This window comes from Amycolatopsis orientalis DSM 43388 (assembly GCF_000411975.1).
GTDB lineage: Bacteria > Actinomycetota > Actinomycetes > Mycobacteriales > Pseudonocardiaceae > Amycolatopsis > Amycolatopsis orientalis_D.
Genome location: NZ_ASXG01000155.1, coordinates 1 through 26,823 on the forward strand (window position 1 = coordinate 1; position 26,823 = coordinate 26,823).

Consider the following 26,823-nt stretch of genomic DNA (forward strand, 5'->3'; position numbering starts at 1 on the left):
ACCGGCACCCCGAACCGACCAGTACCCCCGCTGCCGCTTGACAACAACATAGGGACACCCCCCGTTCTTTTTGGAGCTCGCCCAAGAGCCGGGAGTCCGGAGTCAACGGGGCGGCACCAGAGACGTTTGCCAGCAATTCGGCGACCTGCAACAGCGCGACCCGAACGGCTTCGATTTCCGCGCGCAGTTCTTCGATGTGTTCCCATGCGTTCTCGTGGTCGATCGGAGCCACGCCATCCGTGCGGGTGGCTTCCCACGCGCCGAGGCGGGGGTGCCAGCGCGCCAGCAACGGGCGCACCGCCACGTTCAGCACCGTCAGCGCGAGTTTGCCGAACGTGATCGCGTCCGCGCTGTCCCGCGGCGAAACTTCGGGACCGTACTTGCGCAGGATCTCCCTGGTCGTGCCGAACAACGTGTACAAGCTGCTCAGTGCTTCCCGCGCGAGGCCTTCGTCCCGGCGAAGCTTGACCACTGAGATCCGGGTCGCCAGTTCGACGTACAGCTCCCAGGCCGCTTTCGCCTCGGCCTGGTGCGGCGTCCAGGAACCGCTGATCTCGCCGACGAACGGCAGCTTGAGTTTCACGCCGACCTCGCGCGGCCGGAACTGCCTGGTTCGCCTGCCCATCACCGCACCGCCACAAGGAGCGAACCGGCACCGGCGAGTTCAGCGAGGCGTTCGGTCGCGTCGCGCAGCAGGACTTGCAGGTCGGCCAGTTCAGCGCGCAGTTGCCCGGCCTGGTCCCAGGCCCTCTCGTGCTCGAACTGGGACGAGTTCGGCGGACGACGCTCCAGATGGGCGTCGAGCAGCGGATGCCATTTGGCCAGGAACGGCCGCAATCCGTCGTTGAGCAGCCGGAACACCACCTGGTGCAACGAATCCGACGTCAGCGACTGCTCCGGCGGGTGCTCGGCCAGCGCGCGGCGGGCTTCGGTGAAGACCTGGTAGAGGCTGCTGAGCGCCTCCGACAGCAAGCCTTCGTCCGGGCCGAGGCGGACCGCGGAGACCCGGCTGGCCAATTCGACGTGCAAATTCCAGGCCAGGGACCGGTCAGGTCGCTCGGACTCGCTCATATTCGGCATTCTAGGTGTCGGCGGCAGCGATGGCAGCCGCCTCGGAGGGGAGGGCCGAGTGCCGGACTGGGATGTGTTCGTCAGCTACGACCGGACGGACGCGGCGGCCGTGCAGCGCATCGCGACGGCGCTGGAAGGCGCGGGACTTCGAGTGTTCCTGGACACCGAGCAAATCCGGCTGTTCGAGTCCATTCCGGACCGGGTGCGCCACTCTCTCGAACACTCCCGGGTGCTGCTCGCTTACTACAGCCGCAGCTACGGGTCGCGACGCGCTTGCCAGGAAGAATTCGTGACTGCGTACCTGGCCGGTCCCGAACGCGTGCTTGCGGTGAATCCCGAGCCAGGTGTCGACCACCTGACTCCGCGGGAAATCCGCGAGGTGTTGTTGCCGGGCCATCCGGTGACGGAATCCGCGGTGGCGGACCTGGTCGACGCCGTGCGGGCGCGCAGTGCCGCGCTGCGGGGACCGATCGGGAGCCAATCGCCGTCCGCCGGGTTGCCCGCGCTGGCCAAATTCACCGGCCGGTGGACGGAATTGTGGCAGCTGCACTCAGCTTTGCGCCACGGAGGAACCGCCGTCGTCCACGGGGTTGTCGACGTCGGCAAGACCACGCTCGCCCACGCCTACCTGCAGTTGTTTGGCCACCTGTACCACCGCGTTTTCCTCGGCAATGCTCCCTCCGCAGCCGCCGGTGACCTGATCGTGCTCGACGACGTGACCGCTCCGCCAGATCGGCTCCCGGACGAGACGTCCGTCCTGCTGCTGACCCGCGACCGGCGCCTGGCGAAACTTGGCACAGCCATCGAACTGACCGATCTGCGCGACGACGAACTGGACCTGGAGCCGATGCTGCGCACGGCCGCGAAAGGCAGCACCGGCCTGGCGCACCGGCTCGCCGTCCAGTTCTCCGGGAGCCCGGATTCCGTGCTCGACCGGCTGCACAGATTCGGCTCGCCCTTGCTGGAACCTCTGGCCGAACGGCTTCTGCCCGCGCTGCACCGCACTGGCGAATCCGGCTGGGACCTGGTCCGGGCATTCGTCGCGATCGCCCCGGAGCACGCGACCCGAGATCTGCTCAACGACATCCTGGCCAGAGCGGTCGGACCGGCTGTGATCGACGACGGCCTCGCCGAGCTGCTCGCCACCGGGGTACTCGTCGACGACGGAGTCGGGCATTTCGCGCTGCCTCCGGCATTCAGACTCGTGCTGCACCAGAAGGACTCCCGGCCGGGCCGAGCCGAGCAAGTGCGCAAGGCGGCGGTGAAACTCCTTGCCGACCGCACCCGGCCGCCGCACATCGCCATCGCCCCGAGGCGGCGATCGGACTTGGACGAGGCCGAACGCCGGACCGCGCACCGGATCCACAACGAGCTGGCGAGCCGGATCGCACTGCGCGAACTGCCGGACAGCGAAGGTCTGCTGCGTGGGGCACTCGCGTCGCTCCACGCCCTGTTCGACCGCCTCCGGCAGATCAGCGGCGAGGTCGACCCGGACGTCCTTCGCACCTCGACGCCGGTAAGGCCAGGACTGGGCACTCTCATCCATCAGCTCCGGGAAGAGATTCTGCGGCCGTTCCTGTCCCGATGGCACCCGCGGCTGGACAATCACCACGACCTTCGGCCGCCGGGAATCGGCAGTCGCGACCACGAGCTCGCCTGGCCGATGCAGGCCGAAATGCGTACCGACCTCGCGACCCTGCAGAGCGAAGTGGCCGAGGTTGCGGCAAAACTGGCCGTGCTGAGCGGAAACCCGCTCAGCTGACCGGCCAGGGAAGCTGTTCCCCGCGCAGTTTTTCGAACTCCGCCGCCACCCGCAGGACCTCCAGGTCGGCGAACCGGCGGCCCGCGATCTGCAACCCGATCGGCAAGCCCTCCGGCGTGTAGCCGCAGTTCACCGATACCGCGGGCTGGCCGGACATGTTGTACGGCACGGTGAACGCGATGTGTTCGAACGGCCGCGACGGGTCGTTCGTCGGGGAGGGCCAGTCGGCGGGCGGGGGCAGGACTGGGCAGGTCGGCGACAGGACCACGTCGTACGGTTCGGTCGCGCGCAGGGCCGCCACGCTGATCGCGTCGATGGCGGCGAAGCCTCGGTAAGTGTCCACACCGGACGTATTCGCTCCCCCGGCGGCCCATTCCGCGATGTACGGCAATACTTTCGCGCGCTGGTCCTCCGAGAGCACGGCCAGGTCGGACCAGGCTCGGACGCGCCAGAAAGTGTCCAGGCCGTCCAGGTGTTCGCGGGTCAGGAAGGGGGCGACGGGTTCCACGGTCGCACCCGCACCAGCGAACAACTCGGCCGCGGCGGTGATCGCGTCGGCGACCGCTGAGGCGACGGGGAGGCCGACGCCGGGGTCCACCTGGAGGCCGACGCGGAGGCCGGCGAGGGAACCGCCCAGGGAAATCCAGTCGATGGAAGCTGGCGGCAGGCTCAGGTGGTCTCGCGAATCAGGCTGCGCCAGGACGCTCATCAGCAGCGCGGTGTCGGCGACAGTCCTGGTCAGGGGGCCGACGACTCGACCGAGGAAGGGCGGGTCGACCGGTACGCGGCCGAAGCTGGGTTTCAGGCCGACTAGTCCGCACCAACCGGCCGGAAGCCGGATGGAGCCGCCGATGTCGGTGCCGACGTGCAAGGGTCCGTAGCCCGCGGCGGCTGCGGACGCGGCACCAGCGCTGGAGCCGCCGGGAGTGCGCGTGACGTCCCACGGGTTGCGCGAAGCAGCGTGGAAGCTCGAGAGGCCGGAGGTGAGCATGCCGTAGTCGGGCATGGTCGTCTTCGCCAGCAGTACTGCACCTGACTCGCGTACGCGCGCCGCGGCGGGAGCGTCAGCGGTAGCGGGCGTCAACGTTGTGGCGGCGGTGCCTAACGGCGTGGGGACACCTGCGGAGGCGATGTTTTCCTTCAGCGTCAGAGGGACACCGTCGATGGGACCCGAGGGCTCACCGGCGTGCCAACGTGCTTCGGACGCCTTCGCTGCTTCGCGGGCTGAAGCGGCGTCGTACGCGTACAGGGCGTGCAGTTCGGGTTCGCGAGCGTCGATGCGCGCGAGGACGGCTTCGGTGACTTCAACCGGCGAGAACGTCTGCGCGCGGTACCCGGCTACCAGCTCGTTAGCGGTCAGGTCGGCCAATTCGGTCATCGCGGAACCTCCGATTCACGAAGCGGGTGGGTCAAAGCGGCCGTCGACTGCGGTCCAGCCGCCATCGACTGCCAGGACGGAGCCGGTGACGAAGGTCGAAGCGTCCGAAGCGAGGTACACGACAGCGCCAGCCAGCTCGTCCGCGCGCGCCCAGCGGCCGAGGGCGCCTTTCTGGGCGTAGGCGTCGTACCACTCGGGACGCGCTTTGATCTGTGCGGTCAACGGTGTCTCTACAACGCCAGGGGCGATGGCGTTGACGCGTACGCCGGACGGCCCGAACTCAGCGGCCGCTGTGCGGAAGAGCTGCACTAGGCCGCCCTTCGTTGCTGCGTACGGGCCTTGGCCGGGTTCGACAGTAGTACCGCGGATCGAAGAGAAGCCGATGATGCTTCCCCGGCCCTGTGCGACCATCGGGGCCCCGAACGCGCGCAGCACCTCGAAGGCGACGCCTAGGTTCAGCTCCACTACGCGGTCGAACTCTTCGCGCGTGTAGTCCAGCAGGCGTTTCCGGACGTTGGTGGCAGCGGTGAGCACGACGGCGTCCAGCGGACCCAGTTCGGTCGCGGCAGCGGCGACGGCACCCGGCGCGAGCAGGTCGATCTCGTACGCCTCGCCGACGCCGGTCTCCCGAGCAGCGGCGACGTCACGGTCCGCGCAGATCACCGACGCACCGTGCGCGGCCAGCGCTCGGGCGGCCTCGCGGCCGATCCCGCTGCCCGCGCCGAGCACGACGGCTCGGCGACCGTCCATTCGGAACAGTCCGGCGTAGTTCACGGGCGCAGCACCGCCATCCTGGTCACGGTCAGCTCTTCCACCGCGAAGCGCGGCCCTTCCCGGCCGATCCCGGAGTCCTTGACCCCGCCGTACGGCATCGTGTCGGACCGGAAACCCGGCACCTCGTTCACCACTACCCCGCCGACCTCCAGCTCGTCCAGCGCCCGGAACGCGGTCTTCAGCGAGCGGCTGTACACGCTCGCGTGCAACCCGTACCGCGACGCGTTGACCGCGGCGAATGCTTCGTCCACATCGGACACGGTGCGCAGGCAGACGACTGGGCCGAAGATCTCCTCGTCCCAGCATTCGACGCCGTCCGGGACGTCCGCGAGCACCGTCGGTTCCAGCACTCCGTCCCGCACCGAACCACCGGCCAGCAACCGAGCACCCGCCGCGGTCGCTTTGTCGACCCACTCGGCGACCCGGGCGGTCGAGCGCTCGTCGATCAGTGCGGACACCCTCGTCGACGGAGAACGCGGGTCACCCACGGTCACTTCACCGAGCCGTGCGAGCACCTTGCCGGTGAACTCGGAAGCAACCGACGAAACGGCCAGCACTCGCTGTACCGAAATGCAGGCTTGCCCGGACGCGTAGAATCCGCCGCGCAGCACGGCGTCCGCGGCCGCGTCCAGGTCGGCATCCTCGGCGACCACGAGCGCGGCGTTGGAGCCCAGTTCCAGCAGGGTCTTCGTCGGCGCGGCGTCGCGGGCGATCCGGTGGCCGACGGCGGCCGAACCGGTGAAGGACACCGCACCGATCCGCCGGTCGGTGACCAGCTCCGATCCGACGGGAGCGTCTCCGGTGACCAGCTGGACCATCGCGGGCAGCCCGGTGCGGGAGCGGACCAGGTGCACCAGCCACAGCGTCGCCAGCGGGGTTTGCGGGGCCGGCTTCACCACCACCGGGCAGCCCGCGGCGATCGCGGGGGCGATCTTGTGCGACGCCAGCAGCAGCGGGTAGTTGAACCCCGCGATGCCGACCACCACGCCGATCGGCTTGCGCTTCCAGAACCCGACCAGCCCGTCCCCGGACGGCAGCAGATCGAGCGGCACCGTTTCGCCATGGAGCCGTGCCACTTCCTCGGCCGCGGCCTCCCAGGTCACGATCGTCCGCGCGACCTCCACCTGGCAGTCGACCAGCGGTTTTCCGGTCTCCAGCACGAGCAGCTGCGCAAATTCCGCCCGCCGTTCACGCACCGCCGAAGCCACGTCGTTCAGCAATGCCCGACGGCTCCGCGAAGGCAGCGAAGCGACCTCACGCGCCACTGCCACCGCCTCGTCCACCGCGCGCGAAGCGAGTTCGGCGGTGCCGACCGGCGCGGTGCCGATCACGCTGCCGTCATAGGGAAAAACGACGTCCGCGGTATCCGCTGTGGACACCCAGCCGGGACCGATCGGCAGGCCGTCCGGGTAGTCAGGCATCCGTTTCTCCCTTCAACCGAGCCAGTTCGGTCCGCAGATTCGGCGCGGCGGCCAGCAGCTCCCGGGTGTACTCGTGCTCCGGCGCGGCGTAAACCCGGTCGACCGCACCGATTTCCACGATCTCCCCGCGCCGCATCACCGCGACGCGATCGCACACGTGCCGTACCACGCCGAGGTCGTGCGAGACGAAAATCAGCGTCAGCGCGAACTCGTCGACCAGCCGGGCCAGCAGGTCCAGGATCTGCGCGCGCACCGAAACGTCCAGCGCGCTCACCGGTTCGTCCGCGATCAGCACGCTCGGATTCGGGGCGAGCGCACGGGCGATCGAGATCCGTTGGCGTTGCCCGCCGGAGAACTGGTGCGGGTACCGCGTCGCCGCGTCCTCCGGCAGCCCGACCGCGGTCAGCAATTCGGCGACGCGCTCGGGCGACCGGCGGCCGAGCGGTTCGGACACGATGTCCCGCACGCGCATCCGCGGGTCCAGCGAGCCCATCGGGTCCTGGAACACGATCTGCATTTCCCGGCGCAGGAACCGCAGTTTCCGTTCCGGCAACGAGTCGATCCGCTTGCCCTGGAACGACACCGTGCCCGCGGTCGGCCGGTCCAGCGCGGCGAGCAGGCGGACCAGCGTGGACTTGCCAGACCCGGATTCGCCGACGATCCCGAACCGCTCACCAGCCGAAACGTCGAAACTCACGCCGCGCAAGGCATGCACGTCGCGCCGCTGGTACCGCCGCTCCAGCTCCCGTACCGAGATCATCGCGCGCCCTCCAGGTCGGAAGCCGCCAGCAGCCGCTGCGTATAAGCGTGCTTCGGCGCGGTCAAGACCTCGCGTGTCGAGCCATGCTCCACAATGGACCCGTCGAGCATCACCAGCACCCGGTCGCACATCTGCGCCACCACCGCCAGATCGTGCGTGATGAACAGCAGCGAACTCTCCGCCGACAGCCGCTCCTTGATCAGCGCCAGAATCTGCGCCTGCACCGTGACGTCCAGCGCGGTGGTCGGCTCGTCGCAGATCAGCAGCGCCGGGTCGTTGGCCAGCGCGATCGCCAGCACCACCCGCTGCCGCTGTCCGCCGGAGAGCTGATGCGGATACGCCCGCGCGACGCCCGGCAATCCGACCGCGGCCAGCAGCTCCTCCGCCGGACGCCCGCGCCGGCCGTGCACCCGGAACGGCTCGGTGACCTGCCGTCCGATCCGCATCGCCGGGTTCAGCGCCGTCATCGGTTCCTGGAAGACCATCGCCATCCCGTTGCCGCGCAACCGGGACAGCTCCTTTTCCGGTGCGCCGAGCAACTCCCGGCCGTCGAGCCGCACCGAACCGGTGGCCGACAACCCTTCCGGAAGCAGGCCCAGCACGGACAGCGCGGTGAGCGATTTCCCGGACCCGGATTCGCCGATCAGCCCGACCCGTTCCCCCGCGCCCAGTTCGAACGAGATCCCCCGCACCAGGTCCGCGACCCGCAGGTTCTCCACCGTCAGCGTCATACCCGCGCCGCCAATCGGGGGTCGAGACGGTCGCGCAGACCGTCGCCGAGAAGGTTGAACCCGAGCACCGCCAGCGCGATCGCCACGCCGGGCACGAGCGCCAGCCGCGGATGCGCGGTGAGCAGTTCCTGCGATTCCTGCAGCATCCGTCCCCACGACGGCGTCGGCGGTCGCGTGCCGAATCCGAGGAACGACAGCGCCGCCTCGGCCAGCACCGCGATCGCGAACGACACCGAAGCCTGCACGATCAGCAGTCCGCCGATGTTCGGCAGCACGTGCGACCAGGCGATCCGCGTCCGCGACCGGCCGCCCGCACGCGCCGCGAGGACGTATTCGCTGCTCATCACCTGCAGCGCACCGGACCGCGCGATCCGGGCGAACGACGGGATGGTCGCGATGCCGATGGCCGCCATCGCGGTGAGCGTGTCCGCGCCGAACACCGCGCCGAACATGATCGCCAGCAACAGCGCGGGAAACGCGAGCACCAGGTCGTTCACCCGCATCACGAACTCGCCGAGCCAGCGGGGAGCGATCGCCGCCAGTACGCCCAGCGGGGTGCCGAGCACCGCCGCGATGCCGACCGCGACGACGCCGACGTAGAGCGTGGTCCGCGCGCCGACGAGGATCTGGCTGAAGACGTCGCGGCCGAATTTGTCGGTGCCGAACAGGTGGTCCGCGGAAAACCCGAGCAGCCGGTCCGCCGCGTTGACCTGCACCGGGTCGTACGGCGTCCACCCGAACGACACCAGCGCCGCCACCACGACGAGTGCGACCAGAATCCCGCCGAGCAGGAGATTTCCGTTGCGGCGCATCAGGACCCCCGCAGTCTCGGGTCGAGCACCGAATACAGCACGTCGACCACGAAGTTCACCAGCAGCACCCCGGCCACCAGCACCAGCACGATCCCCTGCACGGTCAGCAAATCGCGCCGCGCGACCGCGTCCAGCAGCATGCTGCCGAGACCGGGCAGCACGAACACCCGCTCCACCACGACCGCGCCGATCAGCAGTGTCGTCAGCTGCAGGCCAAGCACGGTGACGACCGGGACGGAAGCGTTGCGCAACCCGTGCCGGAACAGCGCTTGACCAGGCAGGAGACCCTTGGAGCGGGCGGTGCGGAGGTAGTCCTGGCCGAGCGTGTCGAGCACTGCGGAGCGGACATACCGCGTGAGCACCGCGCCCTGCACCAGGCCGAGCGACAACGCCGGGAGGATGAGACCGCGCAGGAACTCGCCCGCATCCTGGTTTGGCGGTGTCCATCCGCCGCTCGGCAGCCAGCGCAGCTGCACGGCGAAAATCTGCACCAGGATGATGCCCGCGAGGAACGCCGGAATCGCCACGCCGACCTGCGAGAGTCCGGAAACCGCGACGCCGCTGGCCTTCCGGTGCCGTACGGCGGCGAACGCGCCCGCCGGCAGCGCGATCACCAGCGCGACCAGCATCCCCGCGCCGACCAGCCACAACGTGACGCCGAGCCGGTCCAGCAGCTGCGGGCTGATTGCCTCGCGCGTGACGTACGACCGGCCGAAGTCGCCGTGCAGGACCCCGCCCATCCAGCTCAGGTACTGCTCGACCAGCGGCCGGTCGATGCCGAATTCGGCGCGCGTTTTCGCGAGCAGCTCCGGCGTCGCGTTCACGCCCAGCGCGACCTGCGCCGGATCGCCCGGCAGCACCGCCATGAACAGGAACACCACAATGGACGCCACGAACAGGCTCACCGCGAACACGGCCAGCCGCCGCAGCACGCGCGCGGTCATGCCGGCCTCACCCCGGTCAGGTCGAAGGATTCGCTGACCTGGTTGCGCGCGAGTCCGGTCACCTTCTTCTTGGCGACCACGACGTTCGGGAACAGGAACAGCCAGTCCGCGGCCGCGTCGGTGTTGATCTGCCGCGCGACCTCCTTCATGTCCGCCACCTGCTCCTGCGGGGTGCCGCTGTCCGCCGCGGCGAGCAGCTGCTGCACCCGCTTGTTGTCATAACCCCAGTAGTACTTCGGCTTTCCGAACGTCGAGATGTCGCGCGCCTCCACGTGCTGGATGATCGAGAGGTCGTAGTCGTGGTCGGTGAAAACCTGCTTGAGCCACACCGCCGGGAAGTCGAGCGGCTCGATCGTCGCGGTGACCCCGACGTCCGCCAGCTGCGATTGCACCACCTGCGCCGCCGACACCGCGTACGGCAGGTTCGGAATCCGCAGCCGCAGCTTGAGATCGTGCACGCCGGCCTCGGCGAGGAGCTGCTTAGCCTTCGCCGGATCGTACGAGTAGACCTTCGACAGGTCCTCGTACCACGGGTCGGTGGGCGGGACCATGCTGCCGATGAGCGTGCCGCGACCGTTGAAAACCAGGTCCAGCACGGCTTTTCGATCGATGGCGTAAGTAAGCGCGCGGCGGACGCGCACGTCGTTGAGCGGTGCGCGACGGCCGTTGAAGGCCAGCGTGACCTCGCTGTTCGTGGTGCCCTGCTGCACGGTGAACCGGTCGTCGCCCTGGAACTGCGGGATCGAATCGGCCGACGTGAGGTTGGAGATCACGTCGATTCCGTTGGACAGCAACGCGTTGTTGAGCGCGGTCGGATCGGCGAAGTACTTGAGCACGACCGTTCGATACGCCGGTTTCCGTCCCCAGTACCGCGGATTCTCCCGCAGCACGATGGAATCTCCCCGGCGACGCGAGGCGACCTCGTACGGTCCGGTGCCGACCGGATGGTTCGCCAGATCCGCGACGCCGGTCGGGCTGAACATCGCACCGAGCCTGCTGGTGAGGCTGAACAACCAGCCGTTGCTCGGCTTCGACAGCACGACGCGCGCGTGATCCGGCGCGACGACCTCGACGTGGTCCACGACGTCCATCGCCGATTTGAGCGAGATCGTCCAGTCGGTCTTCACCCGCATCAGCGAGAACTGGACGTCGGCGGCGGTGAACGGCGCTCCATTGCTGAACTTGACGCCCTGCTGGAGCTGGAAATCGTAGGTCTTGCGATCCGGGCTGATCGTCCAGGACTTCGCCAGCAACGGCACGATCCGGCCCTGCGGATCGAGCTTCACCAGGCCCTCGTAGACGTTGTAGAGCAGCGCCTGCGGGATGGCCACGCCGTCGGAACGGGTGAAGTCGAAGTTCGCCGGCTCCGCCGTGTATCCGACGGAAAGCGTGTCCGGACCTGGGGAAACACTCGCGCTGGAGCCTGCCGAACAGCCGGAAGCCACCAGCAGCAGCGCCAGGGCCGCAGCAGTGCTCCGGGCTTTCATTCCGCCTCCTGTGCCCTGCGGGATACCCGCACCCAGTCGGCGTCGCGAGCAGGCTGTCGCGATGATATGCCCACGCCGCCTCCAACTCAGTACACTGGTCTGACCAGTAACCCTAGGCAGACTCGCATCCGGCAGACACCGAGGTCAAGATGAAGTTCGAACCGGTGGCTCCGGTCCGCGCCTACGAGCGGATCGTCGAGCAGATCGAGGAAGCCGTGGTGAGCGGCCGCCTCAAACCCGGCGAACGGCTGCCCGGGGAACGAGAGCTGATGACCCAGTTCGGCGTCGGCCGGTCCACCGTGCGCGAGGCACTGCGGGTGCTGCAGGCCGCCGAACTGATCCGGTCGCGGCCAGGCGATCCGCGCGGCCCCGAGGTGCTGGCCGCGTCGCCGCGTGCGCTGCATCGGTCGATGCACCGGCTGGCCCGGGCGGAACACGTCGGCCTCGCGGAACTGCTGCAATTCCGGATGGTGCTGGACGGTTCGTCGCACCTGCTGGCCGCGGAACTGCGCACCGCCGAGGATTTGACCGCGCTCGATGTCGCGCTGGAAGGAATGGCCGCGGCGGACGGATACGCCGAATTCAGCCGGGCAGACGTCGCATTCCATGACGTCATTGCCCGAGTGTCGCGGAATCCGCTGTTGGTCGTCAGCGGCGAAGTGGTCCGCGGGGTGGTGCTGGAATTGATCGAGGACAAGCTCAGCCACGCCAACGACCGCGGCACGCTGATGCGCTCGTGGCTGCGCCACCACGAAGAGGTGCTGAACGCGATCCGCGCCGCCGACGGGGAGTCGGCGGCGCGGCTGGCGCGGCAAGCGCTGTATGACAATTACGCGGAATACGTGCCGAAGGACCAGCGAACGCTGCTCACTCCGTTGCTGACCTGAGTCAGGAGACCAGGTTCGCGTACACCACGATGTTGTCCTTGTAGCTGTGCTCGGCGTGGTCGAACGCGCCGCCGCAGGTGATCAGGCGCAGCTGCGGCTTGTCCGTGTTGCCGAAGACGGCCTGCGTCGGGAACGTGTCCTTGGGGACCTGTTCCTTGTGGTCCACGACGAACTTCAGCTTCTTGCCGTCGCTGCGTTCGATGTCGACCTCGTCGCCCGGGTTCACGTCCTTGAGCTTGTAGAAGATGCCCGGCTTGTGGTCGCCGTCGACGTGCCCGAGCACGATCGCCGGGCCCACGTCCCCCGGCACCGGCGAAAGCCGGTACCACGCGGCCTGCATCGGGTTCTTCACCGACGGAACCGAAATCTGCCCGTCCTTGTTCGGCAGGACGGTGATCAGCGACGATTTCGCGCCGATCTTCGGGATCTCGACCGAGGTCGGCCGCAGCCCGGTGAACGGCTTGGTCACCGGGACCGCGGCACTGGCCGGGGCCTGCGCGGCCGGGGCCGCCGGGGCGTCCGAACCGCACGCGCTCAGCGAGAGGGAGAGGAGCAGAGCGCCCGCGAGAGCGACGCCCTGCCCGTACTTCCTGGTCATCAGGCGGCCATGCCCCCGAAGCCGGTCTCGATGCCGTGCTTCGGCGCGTACTTCACCTGCGAGCCGCCGTGACCGCCGGTGGTGCCGGCCGAACCCGCGCCCGCGCCGCCCGCCGGGGGAAGCGTGCCGCCGTCGGTCGGCTTGCCGCCGCAGGTCCATTCCGCGCGCACGGTGCCGCTGTCGAAGGAGACGCCGTCGTGGCGCTTGACCAGCCACTCCCAGTAGCGACCGTCGGTCTCGTCCTGGTGCGGGCCCTCGAGAAGGTCGAAGTCGTTGGAGCGCAGGCCGGTCGGCTCGCCCGCGGCGCAGGCGATCACGACGACGCCGAGGTTCTCGTCGAGGTCGACGCCGTAGCCGCTGTCGTCGACGTACGGCGGCTCCTCCGGCGTGGAGGTCTCCGAGGAGGTCGGCGTGGTCGGCTTGCCGGTGTCGGTCGGCTTGCCCGTCTCGGTCGGCTTGCCGGTCTCGGTCGGCTTGCCCGTCTCGGTCGGCGCGCCCGTCTCCGTCGGCGCACCGGTCTCGGTCGGCGCGCTGGTCTCGGTGGGCGGCGTGGCGGTTTCGCTGGCCGGCGGCGTGGCCGGGGTGGTCTCCGTCGGGTCGGCAGGGACCGAGACCGACGTCGAGGTCTCGTCCGCGTTCGCGGCAGGCACGACGGCAAGGCTGATCAGGGCGCCCGCGAGCACAGCGCCCGCGAGTCTGCCCAGGGTCGTCTTCAAGGTGATTACCCCTCTGAGGAAAGGCGCGATGACCCCCACCGCGCCCGCTGATCCTGCCGGGGAATCAGCCCATAGGGGTAACCCTTTAGCTGGTGATTAACAACACCGGGGAAAGAGGTAACGAACGGCTTCTCGTGAGCGATGATTCCGCCCGATTGCCGGAATTCCGGCCCGTCGTGCCCATACCGTAACAGTTGCGAGGCAACCCGCCCAGCCCTCGTGAGGAAATGGCGGAAATCAGCCGAGTGCGGTCAGCAAATCCCGCCACAGGTCCTCCGGGTCTTCCAATCCGACGGAAAACCGGATGAGCCCCGGCGGCACGCGCTCCTCGCCGGGCAGCCACGCCCGCCGTTCCATCAGGCTTTCCACGCCGCCGAGGCTCGTCGCCGGCCGGATCAACCGGACGCTCGCGCACACCTTGTCGGCGGCGTCGGCATCGGCGACCTCGAACGCCACCATCATTCCGAAACCGGGGTAGCGCACCTTGGTTACCGCCGGGTGTTCCGCCAACCGGGACACCAGCAGCTGTGCGGTGCGAGTTTGCTCGGCAAGACGCACGGGAAGCGTCCGCAACCCGCGTAACGCAAGCCACGTTTCGAGCGCACCCGGTGTCGCACCTACCCGAGTCCGCGCTGCGCGAAGCTCGTCCACAATGTTCTGCTCGGCTGCGACCGCGACGCCGAGCAGAAGGTCGCTGTGTCCGCCAATGAGCTTCGTCGCGCTGTGCACCACGATGTCCGCGCCGAGCGACAGTGGTTGCTGATGCAGCGAAGTCGCGAAGGTGTTGTCGACGACCACGCGTCCACGCGTGCCGCGCGCGATGGTCTCGATCTCCATCACGTCGAGCGTCGGGTTAGTCGGCGATTCGAGCCACAGCAGATCTGCGTCGCACTCGAGCCACGCCTGCGTGTCCGTCGGCTCCAATTCGGTGACCGTGAGGCGGCCGAGTTGCTGCGCGTGCTTCAAAGCTCCGCGCGTGACGGCGTAGCTGAACGACGGAACCGCGACCGTCGACCCGACCGGCAGCGCATCCAGCACCGCGGACAACGTGGCGACGCCGGACGCGAAGGAGACCGCAGTGCCGCCTTCCAGTGAGCCGACGACCTCCTCGAAGGCCGCCCAGGTATCCGTGCCGTCGGAGCGGGCGTACACCGCGTCGCCGCCGGCCTCGAAGGTGCTCGTGGCGACAATCGGCGTGGTCAGCGGCTCGCCAGGGCCGTGCGGCCGGCCCGCCGCGATCGCGCGGGTCCGCGGAGTCCAGTCGTCCATGCGGACACGGTAACTTCGCGACCGCTCGGACGGCAGGCGATGAATATCACCAGGTGGTCAGGCGTTCCACCTGGTGATCAACGCGAAGAACCGCCCCGGCCGATCCCGCTGGCCGGGGCGGTCCATCACTGCCGAGGTCAGTGCGCGTAGACCTCGAATTCGTACAGCGAATACCCGTACTTAGTCCCGCGGGTGACGCCCTGCATCCGAACGAACCGCGCGTCCGAGGGCGCGAACGAGACGTTGTCCACGCCGCCGTTCCCGTCCGTCACCACCGCGGCGTCGTGCCAGTCCGTGCCGTCCGTGGACAGCTGAATCCGGTATCCCTTCCCGTACGCCTTCTCCCACGACAGCACCGCGCGCGAAACCTGCTGCACCGAGCCGAGATCCACGGTGATCGACTGGTTGTCGCTCCAGTCGCTCGCCCAGCGCGTGCCAGGGTTGCCGTCGACCGCGTTCGAGGCCGGGGAGGGGTAGAACCCGGTTTCCGCGCTCGAAGCGTTCACCGGCTTGCCCGCCGCGAGGTTCGAGACGTTGTCGCCGCGGTGCGCGGGGTACTCCACGACCTGCTGGAAGGTCGGCCGGTTCTGCGTGCTGATCTTGCCGTGCGAGATGCCGCCCAGCGGACGCTGGATAACCGTGTCGGCGCACCACTGGTCGCCCGCCGAGCAGTCGCCGTCGCCCGGGTACACCGTGTTCGCGGGCTGGCCGGCCGCCGTGGTCAGCGAGTCGATCAGCATCTGCCGGCACGCGGTCAAGTCGCCGCCGCCGCAGAACTTCGCGCCGAGCGGGCCCGCCACCGGCTGGCCGAGCGCGGTGCGGAGGTCCTTGCTGACGTAGCCCCACCAGCCGTGCTGATACGCCGAACCCTGGTGCGGCTGCCCGACGTGCTTGCCCGGCGTCTCGTTCTGGAACCCGGACGGGCTTTCGTTGATCTGCAGCACGTTCGTCATCGCGCCGAACGCGTCGTCGCCCATCGCCGGTTTGAACTCGCCGGTGACCAGCAGCGGCCACCACGCGTCCATGATCCGGATCGCGTCGGCGTCGTTGTAGGTCTTGCTGCCCGGGCTGGACTCGACGCGCTGGTGTCCGTGCTGCATCCACGTCTTCAGCTTCGCCTCGGCGTCGGCCGCGGCACCGGTGAGCGGGGCCTGGTCGAGCACCTGCAACAGCAGCGGCAGCACCTTCTCCGCCCGCAGGTCGGCCAGCGCCGCGTCCTCCATCGCCTGGGTCAGGTTCACCCGGGTCACCTTGGTGCCGCTGGAAAGCAGCGCCTTGACGCGGGCGTCGAGGAGATCGCCGCGGTGCACGGCGGACTTGTCCGCACCGCCGGACGCGTAGCCGGCTGCCTGCGCGTTGTTCCAGCTGATGTAGTAGTCCTGGTTCACCGACTGCGGATGCTGCGCCGCGGGCGTGTACTCGGCCTGGTTGCCCGCCGGGTTCCAGCCCTTCCAGTCGAACCCTCGGTCTCCCCACACGGGCATCATCGGGTCCACAGTGGAATTGCGCACCGGGTTCGCGCCGGAGTTGAAGTACGCGATGTCCTTCGAATCCGCGTAGAACCAGTTGAAGGTGAAGTTGACGTCGTTCGCGGCGCGCTGGAAGTCCGCGGCCGATTTGACGAAGCCCGGGTCGTTGAACTCCTGGAACCCGATCAGCGAGTCCACCTCGTGCAGGAACGACGACCGCAGCGACGAGTACGCCACCGGCTTCCCGTCCACCGTCGCCCGCGCGGTCACCGGGCCGTACTTCGTGCGGTAGCTGCGCAGGGTGTAGGACCCGGCGGCGGTGCCGTCCGCGACGGTCGGCGACCAGGAGTTCTTGCGCTCCACGGTGTCCATCGGGAGGCACTTGCCCTGGTAGAGGTAGTAGTTCGAGTCCTTCGTGGCCGGTTTGCCGCTCGGGTCGCACAGCGGCAGCGCGTAGGTGTCGATGATGTCCTGCGCCGCCGTAGTCGCGCTCCACGAGTAGTCCTGGCCGCGGCCGAGCAGCACGTACATGCTGAGCCCGGCGAACGACGCGCCCCGCGCGCTGATGCCCGGCCCCTGGATTTCCTGCAACAGCAACAGCTGCGGCGCGAAGTACCCGGTCTGCGGACCGAACACGGCGACCGGATGCCCGCTGGCGGTCTTCGCGCCGGATACCAGCAGTGCGTTGGACATGCCGTGCTTTTCCTTGAGCATGTTGCCCGGAAGCACGCCGTTGTCGAACATGCCGCGCGCGGATTCCTGGTCCTTCGGCGCGGGAACCTTGACCTTCGCGGAGTTCGCGGAAGCCGCCGAACCGGTCTGGTCGAACACGATCTGCTGATTCGTCACCGAGCCCTTGTCCGGCAACGCCGCGCCCCGCGGGTTCGCCGGAGTGGTGCCGTACGGGAAGGTTTGCCCGTCGTGCAGGGTCTTCACGGCCTCAGGATCGTCCGCGGCGCGCAAGCTCTGCCACACCTTCTCGCCCTGTTCGACGCCGTATTTCTCCTGCAGCGCCAGCTTCGCGACCGCGTTCTGCACCTCGCCGCCACCGCCGGCGCCGAACTGCGCGCCGACCACCGAGGCGAGCACGACGAGATCGGTGAGCTTGAACGGTTCGATGGTGCCCGCGTTGGTGATCGCGTCGACGTGCCCGGTCAGCACGTATTCGCCGGGGAAGTACCGGCCGTTGTGCGCATCGGTGATGTATTTGTTGATGCCTTCGATGTACGCCTGCGCGTCGGCGAGGCCCTGCTTGCCGCGCGGACCGCTCGCCGCCACCGCGTCGATCTGCCGCTGCAGCTCTTCCTCGGTATAGGGCGCGGAGGCGAAGAAGGACTGCTCCAGCTCGCGGTTCGCTTCCGCTCCGCCGGCGTACGAGGTCAGCTGGCCGCGGCCGACCCGGCGCATGATGTCCATGAGCCACAAGCGATCCTGCGCCGCCGCGTATCCCGCGCCGTATTCGGTGCCGGACCGCGTCGTGCCCTGGATGTGCGGGACGCCGGTGGCCTTGTCGCGCGTGATCGTCACGTCTTCGCGCGGTTTGATCGTGCTCGCGACCTGGTCGGCGGGAACGCCGAAGGACGAGTCGTTGAAGAATTTGCCGATGGTGTCGGTGGTCAGCGTTTTGTACCCGCCCGCCAGGTCGGCGTATTTGCCGAGCTGGTCGTCGGCATGCCCGGGCTGGGTGCCGAACGCCTTGTTGGCGAGGATTTCGGCGAGCGTCGCGCTGCCGTTCTCGCCCGGCGGGAGGATGTCGTTGCACTGGCCCGCGCAAAAGTCGTTGCCGGGCAACGCGGCGGACGCCGGTGCCGCGGTCCCGATCTGCACTAGGCCGGCCGTGAGCACGGCTACCGCGCCCGCGGCCAGGATGGGAATGCGTCGTCGCATGCCACAGCTCCGTCCACGATGGATGCCCCAGGGTGACCCAGCGCACGCTACCGACGGGTAGGGCACATGTGAAGACTTTTCGCGTTTATCCCCTCGTTGGGAGTAGTCCATCCGGCGGTACTCCACCCGACTCCACCCGGCGCAGGGAGTACCCGATAGGTACGGTGAGCCCCATGAGCGTGGAAAAGCCCCAAGTCGAGCGCCCGGACGGACCGCCGCCCGCCGAGCTGCAGGTCAACGACATCACGGTCGGCGACGGCCCCGAGGCCAAGCCGGGCAACGCGGTCAGCGTGCACTACGTCGGGGTCTCGCACTCCACCGGCGCGCAATTCGACGCGTCGTATGACCGCGGCGCGCCGCTCGAATTCCAGCTCGGCGCCGGCCAGGTCATCCCGGGCTGGGACCACGGCGTGACCGGCATGAAGGTCGGCGGCCGCCGCCAGCTGGTGATCCCGCCGCACCTGGCTTACGGCGAACGCGGCGCGGGCGGCGTGATCGCGCCGAACGAAACGCTGATTTTCGTCGTCGATCTCGTCGGCGTGGGCTGATCTTCACGGACAACGCGGGCAGCCGGGAAAGCCCGATCGGGCAGCCCCGGCTGTTCCCCCTTTCAGGGGAAACGGAAGGCGCCTAACGTTCGCCTTGAGTAGTCGTCTTCCGGAGGATATTTCATGCGTTTGCGTGCTGCCCTTTCCGCTGCCTTCCTCGCCGCCGGAGCCGCGCTGGCTTTCGCGGCACCCGCGTCCGCGGTAGCGAACGGCAACGATGTGGCGCCCGGCGAATATCCGTTCGCGGCCAAGCTGTCCATGCCCGTCATCCCGCGCGCGGACGGCACCACCTATTCGAGCGGATGCTCGGGTTCCCTCATCGCGCCGCAGTGGATCATCACGGCGGGACACTGTTTCCACGACATCAACCGCAAGCCGGTTTCCGGCCCGGTGCCGTACGGGACTTCAGTGCTTCTCGGCGCGACCACCGACGAGCCGGGCAAGGGCGAGCGGCGCAAGGTCACCGAGGTGCTGCAGGCGGGCAAGAACGACGTCGCGCTGGCCAAGCTCGACACCCCGGTCACCGACATCGCGCCGCTGACCGTTTCGCCGTCCGCGCCGGTCACCGGTCAGCAGGTGACCCTCGCCGGATGGGGCAGCCTGACCGAGGTTTCCCCGAAGCCGTCGGACAAACTGCAGCAGGGTGCGATGCAGGTCGTCGGCTCCGACGCCACCACCGCGAGCGTCATCGGGATCGCCCCGCACCAGGACACCAGCGCGTGCAGCTACGACTCGGGCGCGCCGTACTTCGTCGCCGAAGGCATCTCCGGCCGTCTCGTGTCGGTCGAGTCGACCGGCCCGGACTGCCCGCACTCGACGCCTGAGACCACCGCGCGCGTCGACATCCTCGCGGACTGGATCGCCACCCACACGGCGTGAAGACAAGTCCCGCGATCGGTCGGTTTTCGTCGCCCATCAAGGGAATTCCGCGGTGCGAACGGTGTCGTTAGCGTGGAAGGCCGAGTTCATCGGCATCCGCCGATGACCCGGACGAAGGGACAGAATGCGCGTCCGCGCCGCGATCTCCGCAGCAGTTGCACTGCCCATCCTCACCGCGAGCCCGGCCTTGGCCGTCGCCAACGGTTCTGACGTCCCGGCGGGCCAATTCGGCTTCGCCGCGAAACTGAGCATGACCGGCATTCCGCTGCCGAACGGAAGCACGTACTCGAGCTTCTGCTCGGCAGCGCTCGTCGCACCGCAGTGGATCGTCACCACCGGCCACTGTTTCCACGACGCGAACAAGAACCGAGTGTCCGGCCCGGTGCCGTACCCGACGACGGTGTCGCTTGGTCTCGTCGACGAAACCAAGGAGAAAGGCATCCAGCGCAAGGTGACGCAGGTGCTGCAAGCCGGGCCGAACGACGTCGCGCTGGCGCAGCTGGACAGCCCGGTCACCGAGGTCAAGCCGCTCACCGTGAACCACCTGGTGCCCGGCGTCGGACAACAGGTGACGCTGGCCGGCTGGGGCAGCCGGACGGCGCAGAATCCGGTGCCGTCCAAGCAGTTGCAGCAGGGCACGATGAAGATCTCGTCGGTCGGCGCCACGACAGTCGGCATCCATGGCGTCGCGCCTTCGCCGTCCACCAGCGCGTGCGCCTACGACACCGGCGCACCGTATTTCAGCGACGGCAAGCTGATCTCCATCGAGAACAACGGCCCGGACTGTCCGCACACCGGCGCGGAAACCACGTCGCGCATCGACGTCGTCGCCGACTGGATCGACCAGCACGCGAAGTGAGTACCGTGGAAGGGCCGTCGACCTGAGGAGAGTCGCATGCCCGAGCCGATCTTGACCGCTGTCGCCACCGCACTGGCCACGAAGGCCGCGACCGGGCTGTACGACCTGGTCAAGCGCAAGTTCTCCGGCAACAGCAAGGCCACCGCGGAACTGGAGGCGGCCACTCCGGACGACCCGGCCACGGTAACCGCACTGGCCGAACGCCTGGACGAGGTCAGCCGCCAGGACCCGGAATTCGGCGCGGCGCTGCGCACCGAGTTCGAGGTGCACCAGGAGGCCCGCAGCGGCGGGGTGACGAACCACGTGGGCACCGTGGCCGAAGGGGCCAAGGTCGTTCAGTTGCGTGACGTACAAGGCAATATCAGCCTCTGAGCCTTTTCCGACGACCGGCACGGAGCGCGATCGGTAGGATCGCTCTCCGTGCCTTCGTCGTCTTTCCCGGTGCCGCGCCGATGGCGCACCGTGCCCACGGAACGGACGCTGCTTGCGGTAGTGCACAACGTCACCGCAGCCACCCGGCTCCTGGACGTGCTGCCGCTGTTCGCCGGGGATCCGCGGCTGCAGGTGGTGTTCACGTGCCCGGACTCGAGCGCGTTCACCCGGGGGACGCAGGAGTACCTCGCGGCGCGCGGGATCCCGCTGGAACCGTGGGAAGACGTCGTGCTGGAAGACTTCGACTGGGCACTGGCGGCTAGTTACGGCGGAGATTTGCATGAATTGCGGGCTCCGTTGACTGTTTTGCCGCACGGAATGGGTTACAACAAGTTCTTGGAAACCGGTTGCGGGAAAACGGTTTTCGGGTTGTCCGAGCAATGGCTGATGCATGACGGCGAGGTGATCGCCGAACATCACGTCCTGTCGCATCCCGAACAGCTCACCCGGCTGCGCCGGTACTGTCCGGAAGCCGCCGACCACGCCGTCATCGCCGGAGATTCCTGCCTGGACCGCCTGCGAGACGCCCGGGAACTGCGCGAATCTTACCGTCAAGCCCTAGGCGTCACCGGCGAGCAAACCCTGGTACTGATCTCATCGACCTGGGGCCAGCTCTCCTCGTACGGATCCGGCCCAGACCTCCCCGGACGCATTGCCCGGCAGTTGCCGCTGGACGAATTCGCCGTCGTCCTGGCTCTGCATCCCAACATCGGCCAGGGCCATTACCCGTGGCAGCTGGAAATGTGGCTGCGAGAGTGCCGACGCGCGGGCGTAATCGTTCTTCCAGAAGAAGACCTGTGGCAACCAGCGGCAGTAGCCGCCGACGTCACCATCGGCGACCACGGCTCCGTCACCTATTACTCCGCCTGCCTGGGAAACCCGGTCCTGCTGGCCGCCGCACCTCACGAAGCCGTCGACCCGGACTCCCCCGTAGCCGCCCTCTTGCGCGCTGCCCCTCGGTTGACCGAGGAAAACCTGGCGGACCAGCTGCGCACCGCGGCCCAGCCACCAGCGCTCGTCGCCGCGACCGAACTCGCCACCAGCGTCCCCGGACAGTCCGCGGCTCTCCTGACCGACCTCGGCTACCGCACGCTTCGCCTGACCGCGCCAGCTCAACCAGCCGGGTTCACCGCGTTCCCGCTGCCGCGCGTCCAACGCCCAGAACCCGGTGCACAGTGGATCCAGGTGCGCGGCGACGAAGTCACCAGATTCGCCGCCGAAACCGTCGACGCACACCTGGTCGTCCACGTCGACGGCCCCGACCCGCGCCTGCTCCGCCGCGCCGACATCGTGCTGGGCGACCGTTTCCCGGACCCAGGCCGATGGATCGCACTCACCCTCGCCGAATTCCCGGGCTGCGAGTGGGCCGCCTGCCCCGCCGGATCAGGCTGGCTGGCCGGCAGCCGCGACGGCCGGGTCGTGTCCTTCACCGGGACCGACCTGCCGCAAGCCGTGCCGTCGCTGCTGTACAACCGCGACGTGCTGGGCCTCGATTTCCCCGAACAACTGCCCTTCACCGCGGGCGGCCGCAAACACGAGGTGCGGCTTACCGTCCACTATGGATAGTCAGATCTGTTCGATCCAGGTCAGCAGATCAGCAGCCTAGGCCGTGAAATCGTGCCACTGAGCGATGTCCAACGCATCTTTCGCGTGCGCCTTCGCCTGATCGCGGTAGCCTCGCGCGAGCGCTGCCTCCGCACGCGACCACAACGCGGCGATGCGTTCACGGTGCATGCGCAGCTGTTCCACCAGCGAGTCGAGTTGCTCAGCGGCTTCAGCTCGACATCCCGAACGTAATACCGGGCACGCAACACTTCCAGTCCCGATCCGACCACGAGCACATACGAGCCGGGATGCGTCGGCAGCAGCGCCGTGACTTCCGCGGCGCTCAACGCGTCGTCGATCAGCAGCGCGACCTTGAACTCGGCGGTCCGCGACTGCCACATCGCTCTGCGCGCCTCGAGACTCGCCGGCATCTCGTCCAGCCCGTATCCCAGCTTCGCCAGCAGCTCGGCCAGCACGTCCGCACCCGCACGATGGCCCACACGCACCTGGTAGGACCGGTCAAACCGCTCCTGGTTCTGGTGCAGCCAGGTTTCGCACAACGTCGTACGTCCGCTGCCCAGCGCGCCCAACACGATCGCGATCGCGACCCGGTCCAGCGCCGCGTCATAGATCTCGATCAGCAGATCGAGCTGCGGCTGGTGTTCCCGGTGATGCGCCGGCGGTGCCTAGACCCGCAAGGCCGGTGCCGTGGGCTGCTGCGGCCCGTGGAAATGCGCGTCACCGTAGACATAGGCGCTTGGAAGACCTTGTCCGCCTGACCGTCCAGGTGATTGCCGTCGCTCACAGTGCCTCTCCGCCCAGCCGGTCCGACCAGCCTATCGGGAACGTCACGGTCCGTGTCCAGTCCTTCACCACGATCAGGTGCAGGTAAGGTTTCAGCAAGGAATTCCGGGACGGATTTGGTAGAATTGAATTGAGCAGCAAAGCAGCAAAGCAGCAAAGCAGCAAAGCAGCAAAGCAGCAAAGCAGCAAAGCAGGTGGCGGACCTTCGACCCGGTCGTCGTGCTCGGGGTCGTGCGCACCTGGACTTCGGCGATCAAGCTGCTCGAGGTTTGCCGCCTGTTCCGGGATGACCAGCGGATTCGCTTCACGTTCACGGTCGACCACGGGTCCCGGTTCAGCGCGGGCGTGGAAGAACTGCTCGCCCGCGCGCAAGCACATAGCACGCCGTGGGAAAACGTTCCGGAACTCAATTACACACTCGCGATCACGGCCAGCGAAAACATCGATTTCGACCACGTCCGCGGACCGGTTCTCGTCCTTCCGCACGGCGTCGGATTCCACAAGTACGTTCCCGACTCCGGTTCTGCCGGCACCCGGCTTTCCGGGCTGATCCCGTCGGCCGCGCTGCGGTCCGGGCGGGTGCTGATGGCGGTGTCGCATCCGAGCCAGCAAAAGCAGTTGCGCGACGCCGACCCGCTTACCGACGGCCAGACCGTGCTGGTCGGCGATCCGCAGTTCGAACAGCTTCTCCGGAGCGAACCGCACCGCGACCACTACCGCGCCGCTCTTGGAGTGGCTGGACGCACCTTCGTACTGGTCAGCTCCACCTGGGGGGAGACCTCGCTGATCGGCCGCCGCCCGCGGCTTCCCGCCGAACTGCTAGCGGCACTGGACTACGACTCCGCAGCCGTCGGCCTCGTGCTGCATCCCAACGTCTGGTCGCGTTACCGGCCGTTCCAGATCCGATCCTGGTTCGCCGCGGCTGAGGACGCTGGGCTGCTGCTCCTCCCGCCACAACGGGGATGGCAGGCCGCCATCGTCGCTGCGGACGTCGTCATCGGCGACCACGGCTCGGTCTCCTTGCTGGCAGCCGCGACCGGACGACCGCTGCTTCTTGGCGCGTTCGGCAGCGAGGTCGTGCCCGGCACCAGCGCCGAACTGCTCGGCCGACACGCGGCCCGGCTTACCCGGGACCGGCCGTTGCGTGACCAGATCGCCGAGGCAGAAACGCAGCCCTGGCAAGAAGATCTCGCCGAACGCACCTTTGCGAACCCGCACGGAGCCACTGCGGAACTGCACACGCTGATACTCCGGCTAGTGAATCTCGAACCACGACCGCTCGAACTCCTGCGCGCACCGGACCCAGAACCGCAACCGATCGTTCCGCTCGGTTTCACCACATACCCGGAGTTCACCGGACCGTATTCTCTTACGCTGCATCGGTTTCCGCGCTCAGTCGAAGAATGGCGACCCGAGTTCGAGCGAGCCTCGACCAAGCTGAGACACGTGGTCACTGACGAAAGCGACGACAATCTTGGCCGGATCGGCAATGCCACCGTGCTCACCAGAACCGCTGTGCACCCTGCGCCAGAAGACTGGTGCGCCAACGCATTGCGGCTCCATCCCAGCTGCGCGCTGGCGGCGGCCGCAGTTCCGGATGGATGCGTCGCCCGCACCAGGAACGGCGAGATGTTCACCGTCACTGGCTCAGCTGATCTCGCCGCGTTGGCTTCGGCGCTGCACGCGTGCCTGGCGACCGGCCGGGAGGGCGGCCGTCCGTTGTCGCTACGACTCGGCTCCGTCGAGACCACCGTCGTTTTCTGAAGACAGTTTCTCGGCCCGCGGACTGCCAAGTTCTCGATACAGCTGAATCGCCCGATCCAGGTGCCCACGTGCTTCCGCTGGATTCTGCTCGACCAGCGCAGCGTGCAGCGCTTCGCGTGCCTGGGCCTCGTAGAAAGTCGCCCCGCTCGTTTGGAAAGCCTCCGCCGCCGCGGTCAACGCGTCGACGCCGCCCGGCAGCCCGCTGCGCACCCGCAGCTGACCGGTGATCAGCAAGGCACGCGCGGCCAACCGCTCGTCGCCGAGCTCGCCGAACGCGCGATGCGCCACCTCCAGCTCACGCAGGCCCTCCGCGTCGCCGAGCGACTGGCCGAGGAACATCCGGCTCAACGCCTCCCCGCGCTTTTCCCCGGCCGCCTCGTTCAGCTCGATCGACTCGCGGTAGTTCTGCCGCGCCTGTTCCGGCTGGTCGGTCAAATCGTGGTATCGACCGGCGAACTCCCGCACCGATGCCCGCAGCACGAGGTGTCCGTCCTGATCCGCCAGCTCGATCGAGCGGCGTACGAAGCGCCCGGCTTGCTCGAACTGCTCGAGATCCGTCAGCGGACGCGACGCTAGACTGCGCAACCGCGCCTCCGCCGCGCGATTCCCGGCCTCCTCCGCGGCCTTGACGCCATACCGGAGGCTGCTGAGCGAATCGGCGTGCCGCTTGCGATCGAAGTAGTAGGCCGCGAGCGATTCGGCGATCTGCCAAATCTCGTCGACTAGGCCGATCTGCTTGGCCACCGGCAGCAGTTCGTGCAGCGCGCGCCGGTTTTCCTCGAACCAGGCCAGTCCGTTGGCCCGCCGATCGCCGGTGAAGGGAACCGGGATGTCCGGCGCTTCCGCGACCCGATACCGCTGCACCCCGATCACCGCCGCGTCCGCGTAGTAGGCGGCGTCGCGGAACCCGCGCACCACCCGGGCGAGCGCCTCGTGGGTCTCCTCGTCGCCGAACCCCGTCAGGGACGCCGCGTGGTCATGGACGAGCGGATGCATGGAGTACCTGCCGTGCTCTTCCTGGACCGCCTTCAGCAGGACCAGTTCGGCGAGAATGTCCCTCGACGTGGCCTCGTCCAGTCCGATCAGCAGGTCGAAGACCGGCGCGGAGAAGTCGATCGCCGGGTACGCGCCGAGCATCCGGTACGCGCGCTGGGCGGGTTTGGTTGCTTCCTGGTACGTCGATTCGAACACCGGACCCCCCTTATTCGGCCCGCGGTCGGACCGCATCAATTCGGCGCGCGAACGCCGAAGCCGGACTGCCAGCTCCGGCAACGAGGGACACCGTCCGACCACGACGAGCGTCGCGGCGTTCCGGAGGGCCAACGGCAATCCGCCGCAGTAGCCCAGGATTTCGGTCAGCATCGGATCGTCCAGGTCCGCGTCCAGTCCGCTCAGCTCCCGAAACAGCTGAGCAGCCTGCCGATCGTCGAGCGGCGGGACGGGGATCGTCTCGCCGCCGACCTCACGGACCTCGATCGGCGACTCCACTCGGCCGGCGACGAGCACCAGCCAATCCCGGCCGCCAGGCATCAACTGGAGAAACTGCTCGGATTCCGTGACGTTCTCCAGCAGCAGCACCGCAGCTGGTCCGGACGACCGGCTCCGCCAAAGGCTCGCCAGCCCGGGTTCGGCAGGCATCACTTCGTCGCGGACCCCGTCGCGGCGCAACAATGAACGCAGAGCCGCCGCAGTTACCGGCTCGCCGTCGACCGTGTGGGTCGCGTAGTCCGTGTAATAAGCCCCGCCGGGATAGCGGTCTTTTACTCGCTCTGCGACATACCGCGCCAACGCCCGCCGCCCGACCCCGCTCAGTCCGTCGAACACGACCAGCGGCGCGCGTTGATCGTCAAGACAGCTCTTGAGCTGCTCGTCCCGCCCGACCAACCGCCGCAACGCCCGCGGCGTTTCGTGCGGCACCACCCGCTCGTGCCCGGGCATCTGCTGCGTGACCGTGCCGATGTACTGCGCCTGCACGAGAGAACCGCCGTTGCCCACCGACCCGACTTCGTTGTGCACCAGTCCACCC

General features: G+C 68.2%; 25 protein-coding genes. 8 read left to right on the forward strand and 17 right to left on the reverse strand.

The window, feature by feature from the left end; genetic code table 11:
• Both L942_RS31615 and L942_RS44570 read right to left on the reverse strand, forming a co-directional pair.
• Positions 1–625 (reverse strand): hypothetical protein (locus L942_RS31615; protein ID WP_063695824.1); only part of this gene is annotated, 625 nt, incomplete at its 3' end.
• The gene (locus tag L942_RS44570; RefSeq protein WP_051166380.1) at positions 625–1,071 is read right to left on the reverse strand and encodes a hypothetical protein; all 447 of its coding nucleotides are present in this window, start codon (positions 1,069–1,071) and stop codon (positions 625–627) included. The genes L942_RS31615 and L942_RS44570, both read right to left, overlap by 1 nt.
• A 58-nt stretch (positions 1,072–1,129) precedes the next feature.
• Between L942_RS44570 and L942_RS31625 the strand changes: the two genes are divergently transcribed.
• Positions 1,130–2,833, forward strand: a complete 1,704-nt coding sequence (locus L942_RS31625) for a toll/interleukin-1 receptor domain-containing protein (protein ID WP_037367429.1) — start codon at positions 1,130–1,132, stop codon at positions 2,831–2,833.
• On the opposite strand, the gene L942_RS31630 is transcribed toward L942_RS31625, so the two are convergent.
• Genes L942_RS31630 through L942_RS31665 form a run of 8 tightly spaced genes read right to left on the reverse strand, consistent with a single transcriptional unit; the run spans position 2,826 to position 11,140 of the window.
• Positions 2,826–4,211, reverse strand: a complete 1,386-nt coding sequence (locus L942_RS31630) for an amidase (protein WP_037367430.1) — start codon at positions 4,209–4,211, stop codon at positions 2,826–2,828. The two genes, L942_RS31625 and L942_RS31630, sit on opposite strands and share 8 nt — an antisense overlap.
• A gap of 15 nt (positions 4,212–4,226) precedes the next feature.
• Positions 4,227–4,985 carry an SDR family NAD(P)-dependent oxidoreductase gene (locus L942_RS31635; RefSeq protein WP_037367431.1) on the reverse strand — a complete coding sequence of 253 codons (759 nt, stop codon included), beginning with the start codon at positions 4,983–4,985 and terminating at the stop codon, positions 4,227–4,229.
• The gene (locus L942_RS31640; protein WP_037367432.1) at positions 4,982–6,406 is read right to left on the reverse strand and encodes an aldehyde dehydrogenase family protein; all 1,425 of its coding nucleotides are present in this window, start codon (positions 6,404–6,406) and stop codon (positions 4,982–4,984) included. The genes L942_RS31635 and L942_RS31640 overlap by 4 nt, the downstream gene beginning before the upstream one ends.
• On the reverse strand, positions 6,399–7,166 hold the full coding sequence (locus tag L942_RS31645) for an ATP-binding cassette domain-containing protein (RefSeq protein WP_037367433.1): 768 nt from the start codon (positions 7,164–7,166) through the stop codon (positions 6,399–6,401). Before L942_RS31645 ends, L942_RS31640 begins: the two co-directional genes overlap by 8 nt.
• Positions 7,163–7,897 carry an ATP-binding cassette domain-containing protein gene (locus tag L942_RS31650; protein WP_037367435.1) on the reverse strand — a complete coding sequence of 245 codons (735 nt, stop codon included), beginning with the start codon at positions 7,895–7,897 and terminating at the stop codon, positions 7,163–7,165. The genes L942_RS31645 and L942_RS31650 overlap by 4 nt, the downstream gene beginning before the upstream one ends.
• Positions 7,894–8,709: an ABC transporter permease gene (locus L942_RS31655; RefSeq protein WP_037367437.1), complete on the reverse strand. Its 816-nt coding sequence runs from the start codon at positions 8,707–8,709 to the stop codon at positions 7,894–7,896. The genes L942_RS31650 and L942_RS31655 overlap by 4 nt, the downstream gene beginning before the upstream one ends.
• On the reverse strand, positions 8,709–9,653 hold the full coding sequence (locus L942_RS31660; RefSeq protein WP_037367438.1) for an ABC transporter permease: 945 nt from the start codon (positions 9,651–9,653) through the stop codon (positions 8,709–8,711). Before L942_RS31660 ends, L942_RS31655 begins: the two co-directional genes overlap by 1 nt.
• Positions 9,650–11,140, reverse strand: a complete 1,491-nt coding sequence (locus L942_RS31665) for an ABC transporter substrate-binding protein (RefSeq protein ID WP_037367439.1) — start codon at positions 11,138–11,140, stop codon at positions 9,650–9,652. Before L942_RS31665 ends, L942_RS31660 begins: the two co-directional genes overlap by 4 nt.
• Positions 11,141–11,289: 149 nt before the next feature.
• On the opposite strand from L942_RS31665, the gene L942_RS31670 reads away from it, so the two are divergent.
• Positions 11,290–12,027: a FadR/GntR family transcriptional regulator gene (locus L942_RS31670; protein ID WP_037367440.1), complete on the forward strand. Its 738-nt coding sequence runs from the start codon at positions 11,290–11,292 to the stop codon at positions 12,025–12,027.
• Between the two features lies 1 nt (position 12,028).
• Here the strand turns inward: L942_RS31670 and L942_RS31675 are convergent, their stop codons facing one another.
• The 4 genes from L942_RS31675 to L942_RS31690 form a co-directional block, all read right to left on the reverse strand.
• The gene (locus tag L942_RS31675) at positions 12,029–12,625 is read right to left on the reverse strand and encodes a class F sortase (protein ID WP_037367441.1); all 597 of its coding nucleotides are present in this window, start codon (positions 12,623–12,625) and stop codon (positions 12,029–12,031) included.
• Positions 12,625–13,341: a hypothetical protein gene (locus tag L942_RS44575; RefSeq protein ID WP_037367442.1), complete on the reverse strand. Its 717-nt coding sequence runs from the start codon at positions 13,339–13,341 to the stop codon at positions 12,625–12,627. Before L942_RS44575 ends, L942_RS31675 begins: the two co-directional genes overlap by 1 nt.
• Before the next feature lie 237 nt (positions 13,342–13,578).
• Positions 13,579–14,610: a trans-sulfuration enzyme family protein gene (locus tag L942_RS31685; protein WP_037367443.1), complete on the reverse strand. Its 1,032-nt coding sequence runs from the start codon at positions 14,608–14,610 to the stop codon at positions 13,579–13,581.
• Positions 14,611–14,747: 137 nt separating this feature from the next.
• Positions 14,748–17,966, reverse strand: coding sequence for a penicillin acylase family protein (locus tag L942_RS31690; protein ID WP_051166382.1), 3,219 nt, complete (start codon positions 17,964–17,966; stop codon positions 14,748–14,750).
• 173 nt (positions 17,967–18,139) lie between these two features.
• On the opposite strand from L942_RS31690, the gene L942_RS31695 reads away from it, so the two are divergent.
• From L942_RS31695 to L942_RS31715, 5 genes are all read left to right on the forward strand, one after another.
• Positions 18,140–18,514, forward strand: coding sequence for an FKBP-type peptidyl-prolyl cis-trans isomerase (locus tag L942_RS31695; protein ID WP_037367444.1), 375 nt, complete (start codon positions 18,140–18,142; stop codon positions 18,512–18,514).
• 123 nt (positions 18,515–18,637) lie between these two features.
• On the forward strand, positions 18,638–19,393 hold the full coding sequence (locus L942_RS31700) for a S1 family peptidase (protein ID WP_037367445.1): 756 nt from the start codon (positions 18,638–18,640) through the stop codon (positions 19,391–19,393).
• A gap of 124 nt (positions 19,394–19,517) precedes the next feature.
• Positions 19,518–20,252: a S1 family peptidase gene (locus L942_RS31705; protein ID WP_037367446.1), complete on the forward strand. Its 735-nt coding sequence runs from the start codon at positions 19,518–19,520 to the stop codon at positions 20,250–20,252.
• A gap of 36 nt (positions 20,253–20,288) precedes the next feature.
• Positions 20,289–20,624, forward strand: a complete 336-nt coding sequence (locus L942_RS31710) for a hypothetical protein (RefSeq protein ID WP_037367447.1) — start codon at positions 20,289–20,291, stop codon at positions 20,622–20,624.
• 48 nt (positions 20,625–20,672) lie between these two features.
• The gene (locus tag L942_RS31715; RefSeq protein ID WP_158684562.1) at positions 20,673–22,250 is read left to right on the forward strand and encodes a hypothetical protein; all 1,578 of its coding nucleotides are present in this window, start codon (positions 20,673–20,675) and stop codon (positions 22,248–22,250) included.
• A 20-nt stretch (positions 22,251–22,270) separates the two neighbouring features.
• On the opposite strand, the gene L942_RS31720 is transcribed toward L942_RS31715, so the two are convergent.
• Both L942_RS31720 and L942_RS44580 read right to left on the reverse strand, forming a co-directional pair.
• Positions 22,271–22,822 (reverse strand): hypothetical protein, encoded by a 552-nt coding sequence (locus tag L942_RS31720; protein ID WP_037367448.1) that lies wholly within the window; start codon positions 22,820–22,822, stop codon positions 22,271–22,273.
• Positions 22,823–23,030: 208 nt separating this feature from the next.
• The gene (locus L942_RS44580) at positions 23,031–23,357 is read right to left on the reverse strand and encodes a hypothetical protein (RefSeq protein ID WP_158684563.1); all 327 of its coding nucleotides are present in this window, start codon (positions 23,355–23,357) and stop codon (positions 23,031–23,033) included.
• Between the two features lie 21 nt (positions 23,358–23,378).
• Here L942_RS44580 and L942_RS31725 point away from each other — a divergent pair, with 21 nt between their 5' ends.
• The gene (locus L942_RS31725; protein ID WP_158684564.1) at positions 23,379–24,797 is read left to right on the forward strand and encodes a hypothetical protein; all 1,419 of its coding nucleotides are present in this window, start codon (positions 23,379–23,381) and stop codon (positions 24,795–24,797) included.
• Here L942_RS31725 and L942_RS31730 read toward each other — a convergent pair.
• Entirely contained in the window at positions 24,759–26,813 is a 2,055-nt protein-coding gene (locus L942_RS31730) for a hypothetical protein (protein ID WP_037367449.1), read from the reverse strand. The genes L942_RS31725 and L942_RS31730 overlap by 39 nt on opposite strands.
• Positions 26,814–26,823: the final 10 nt, after the last annotated feature.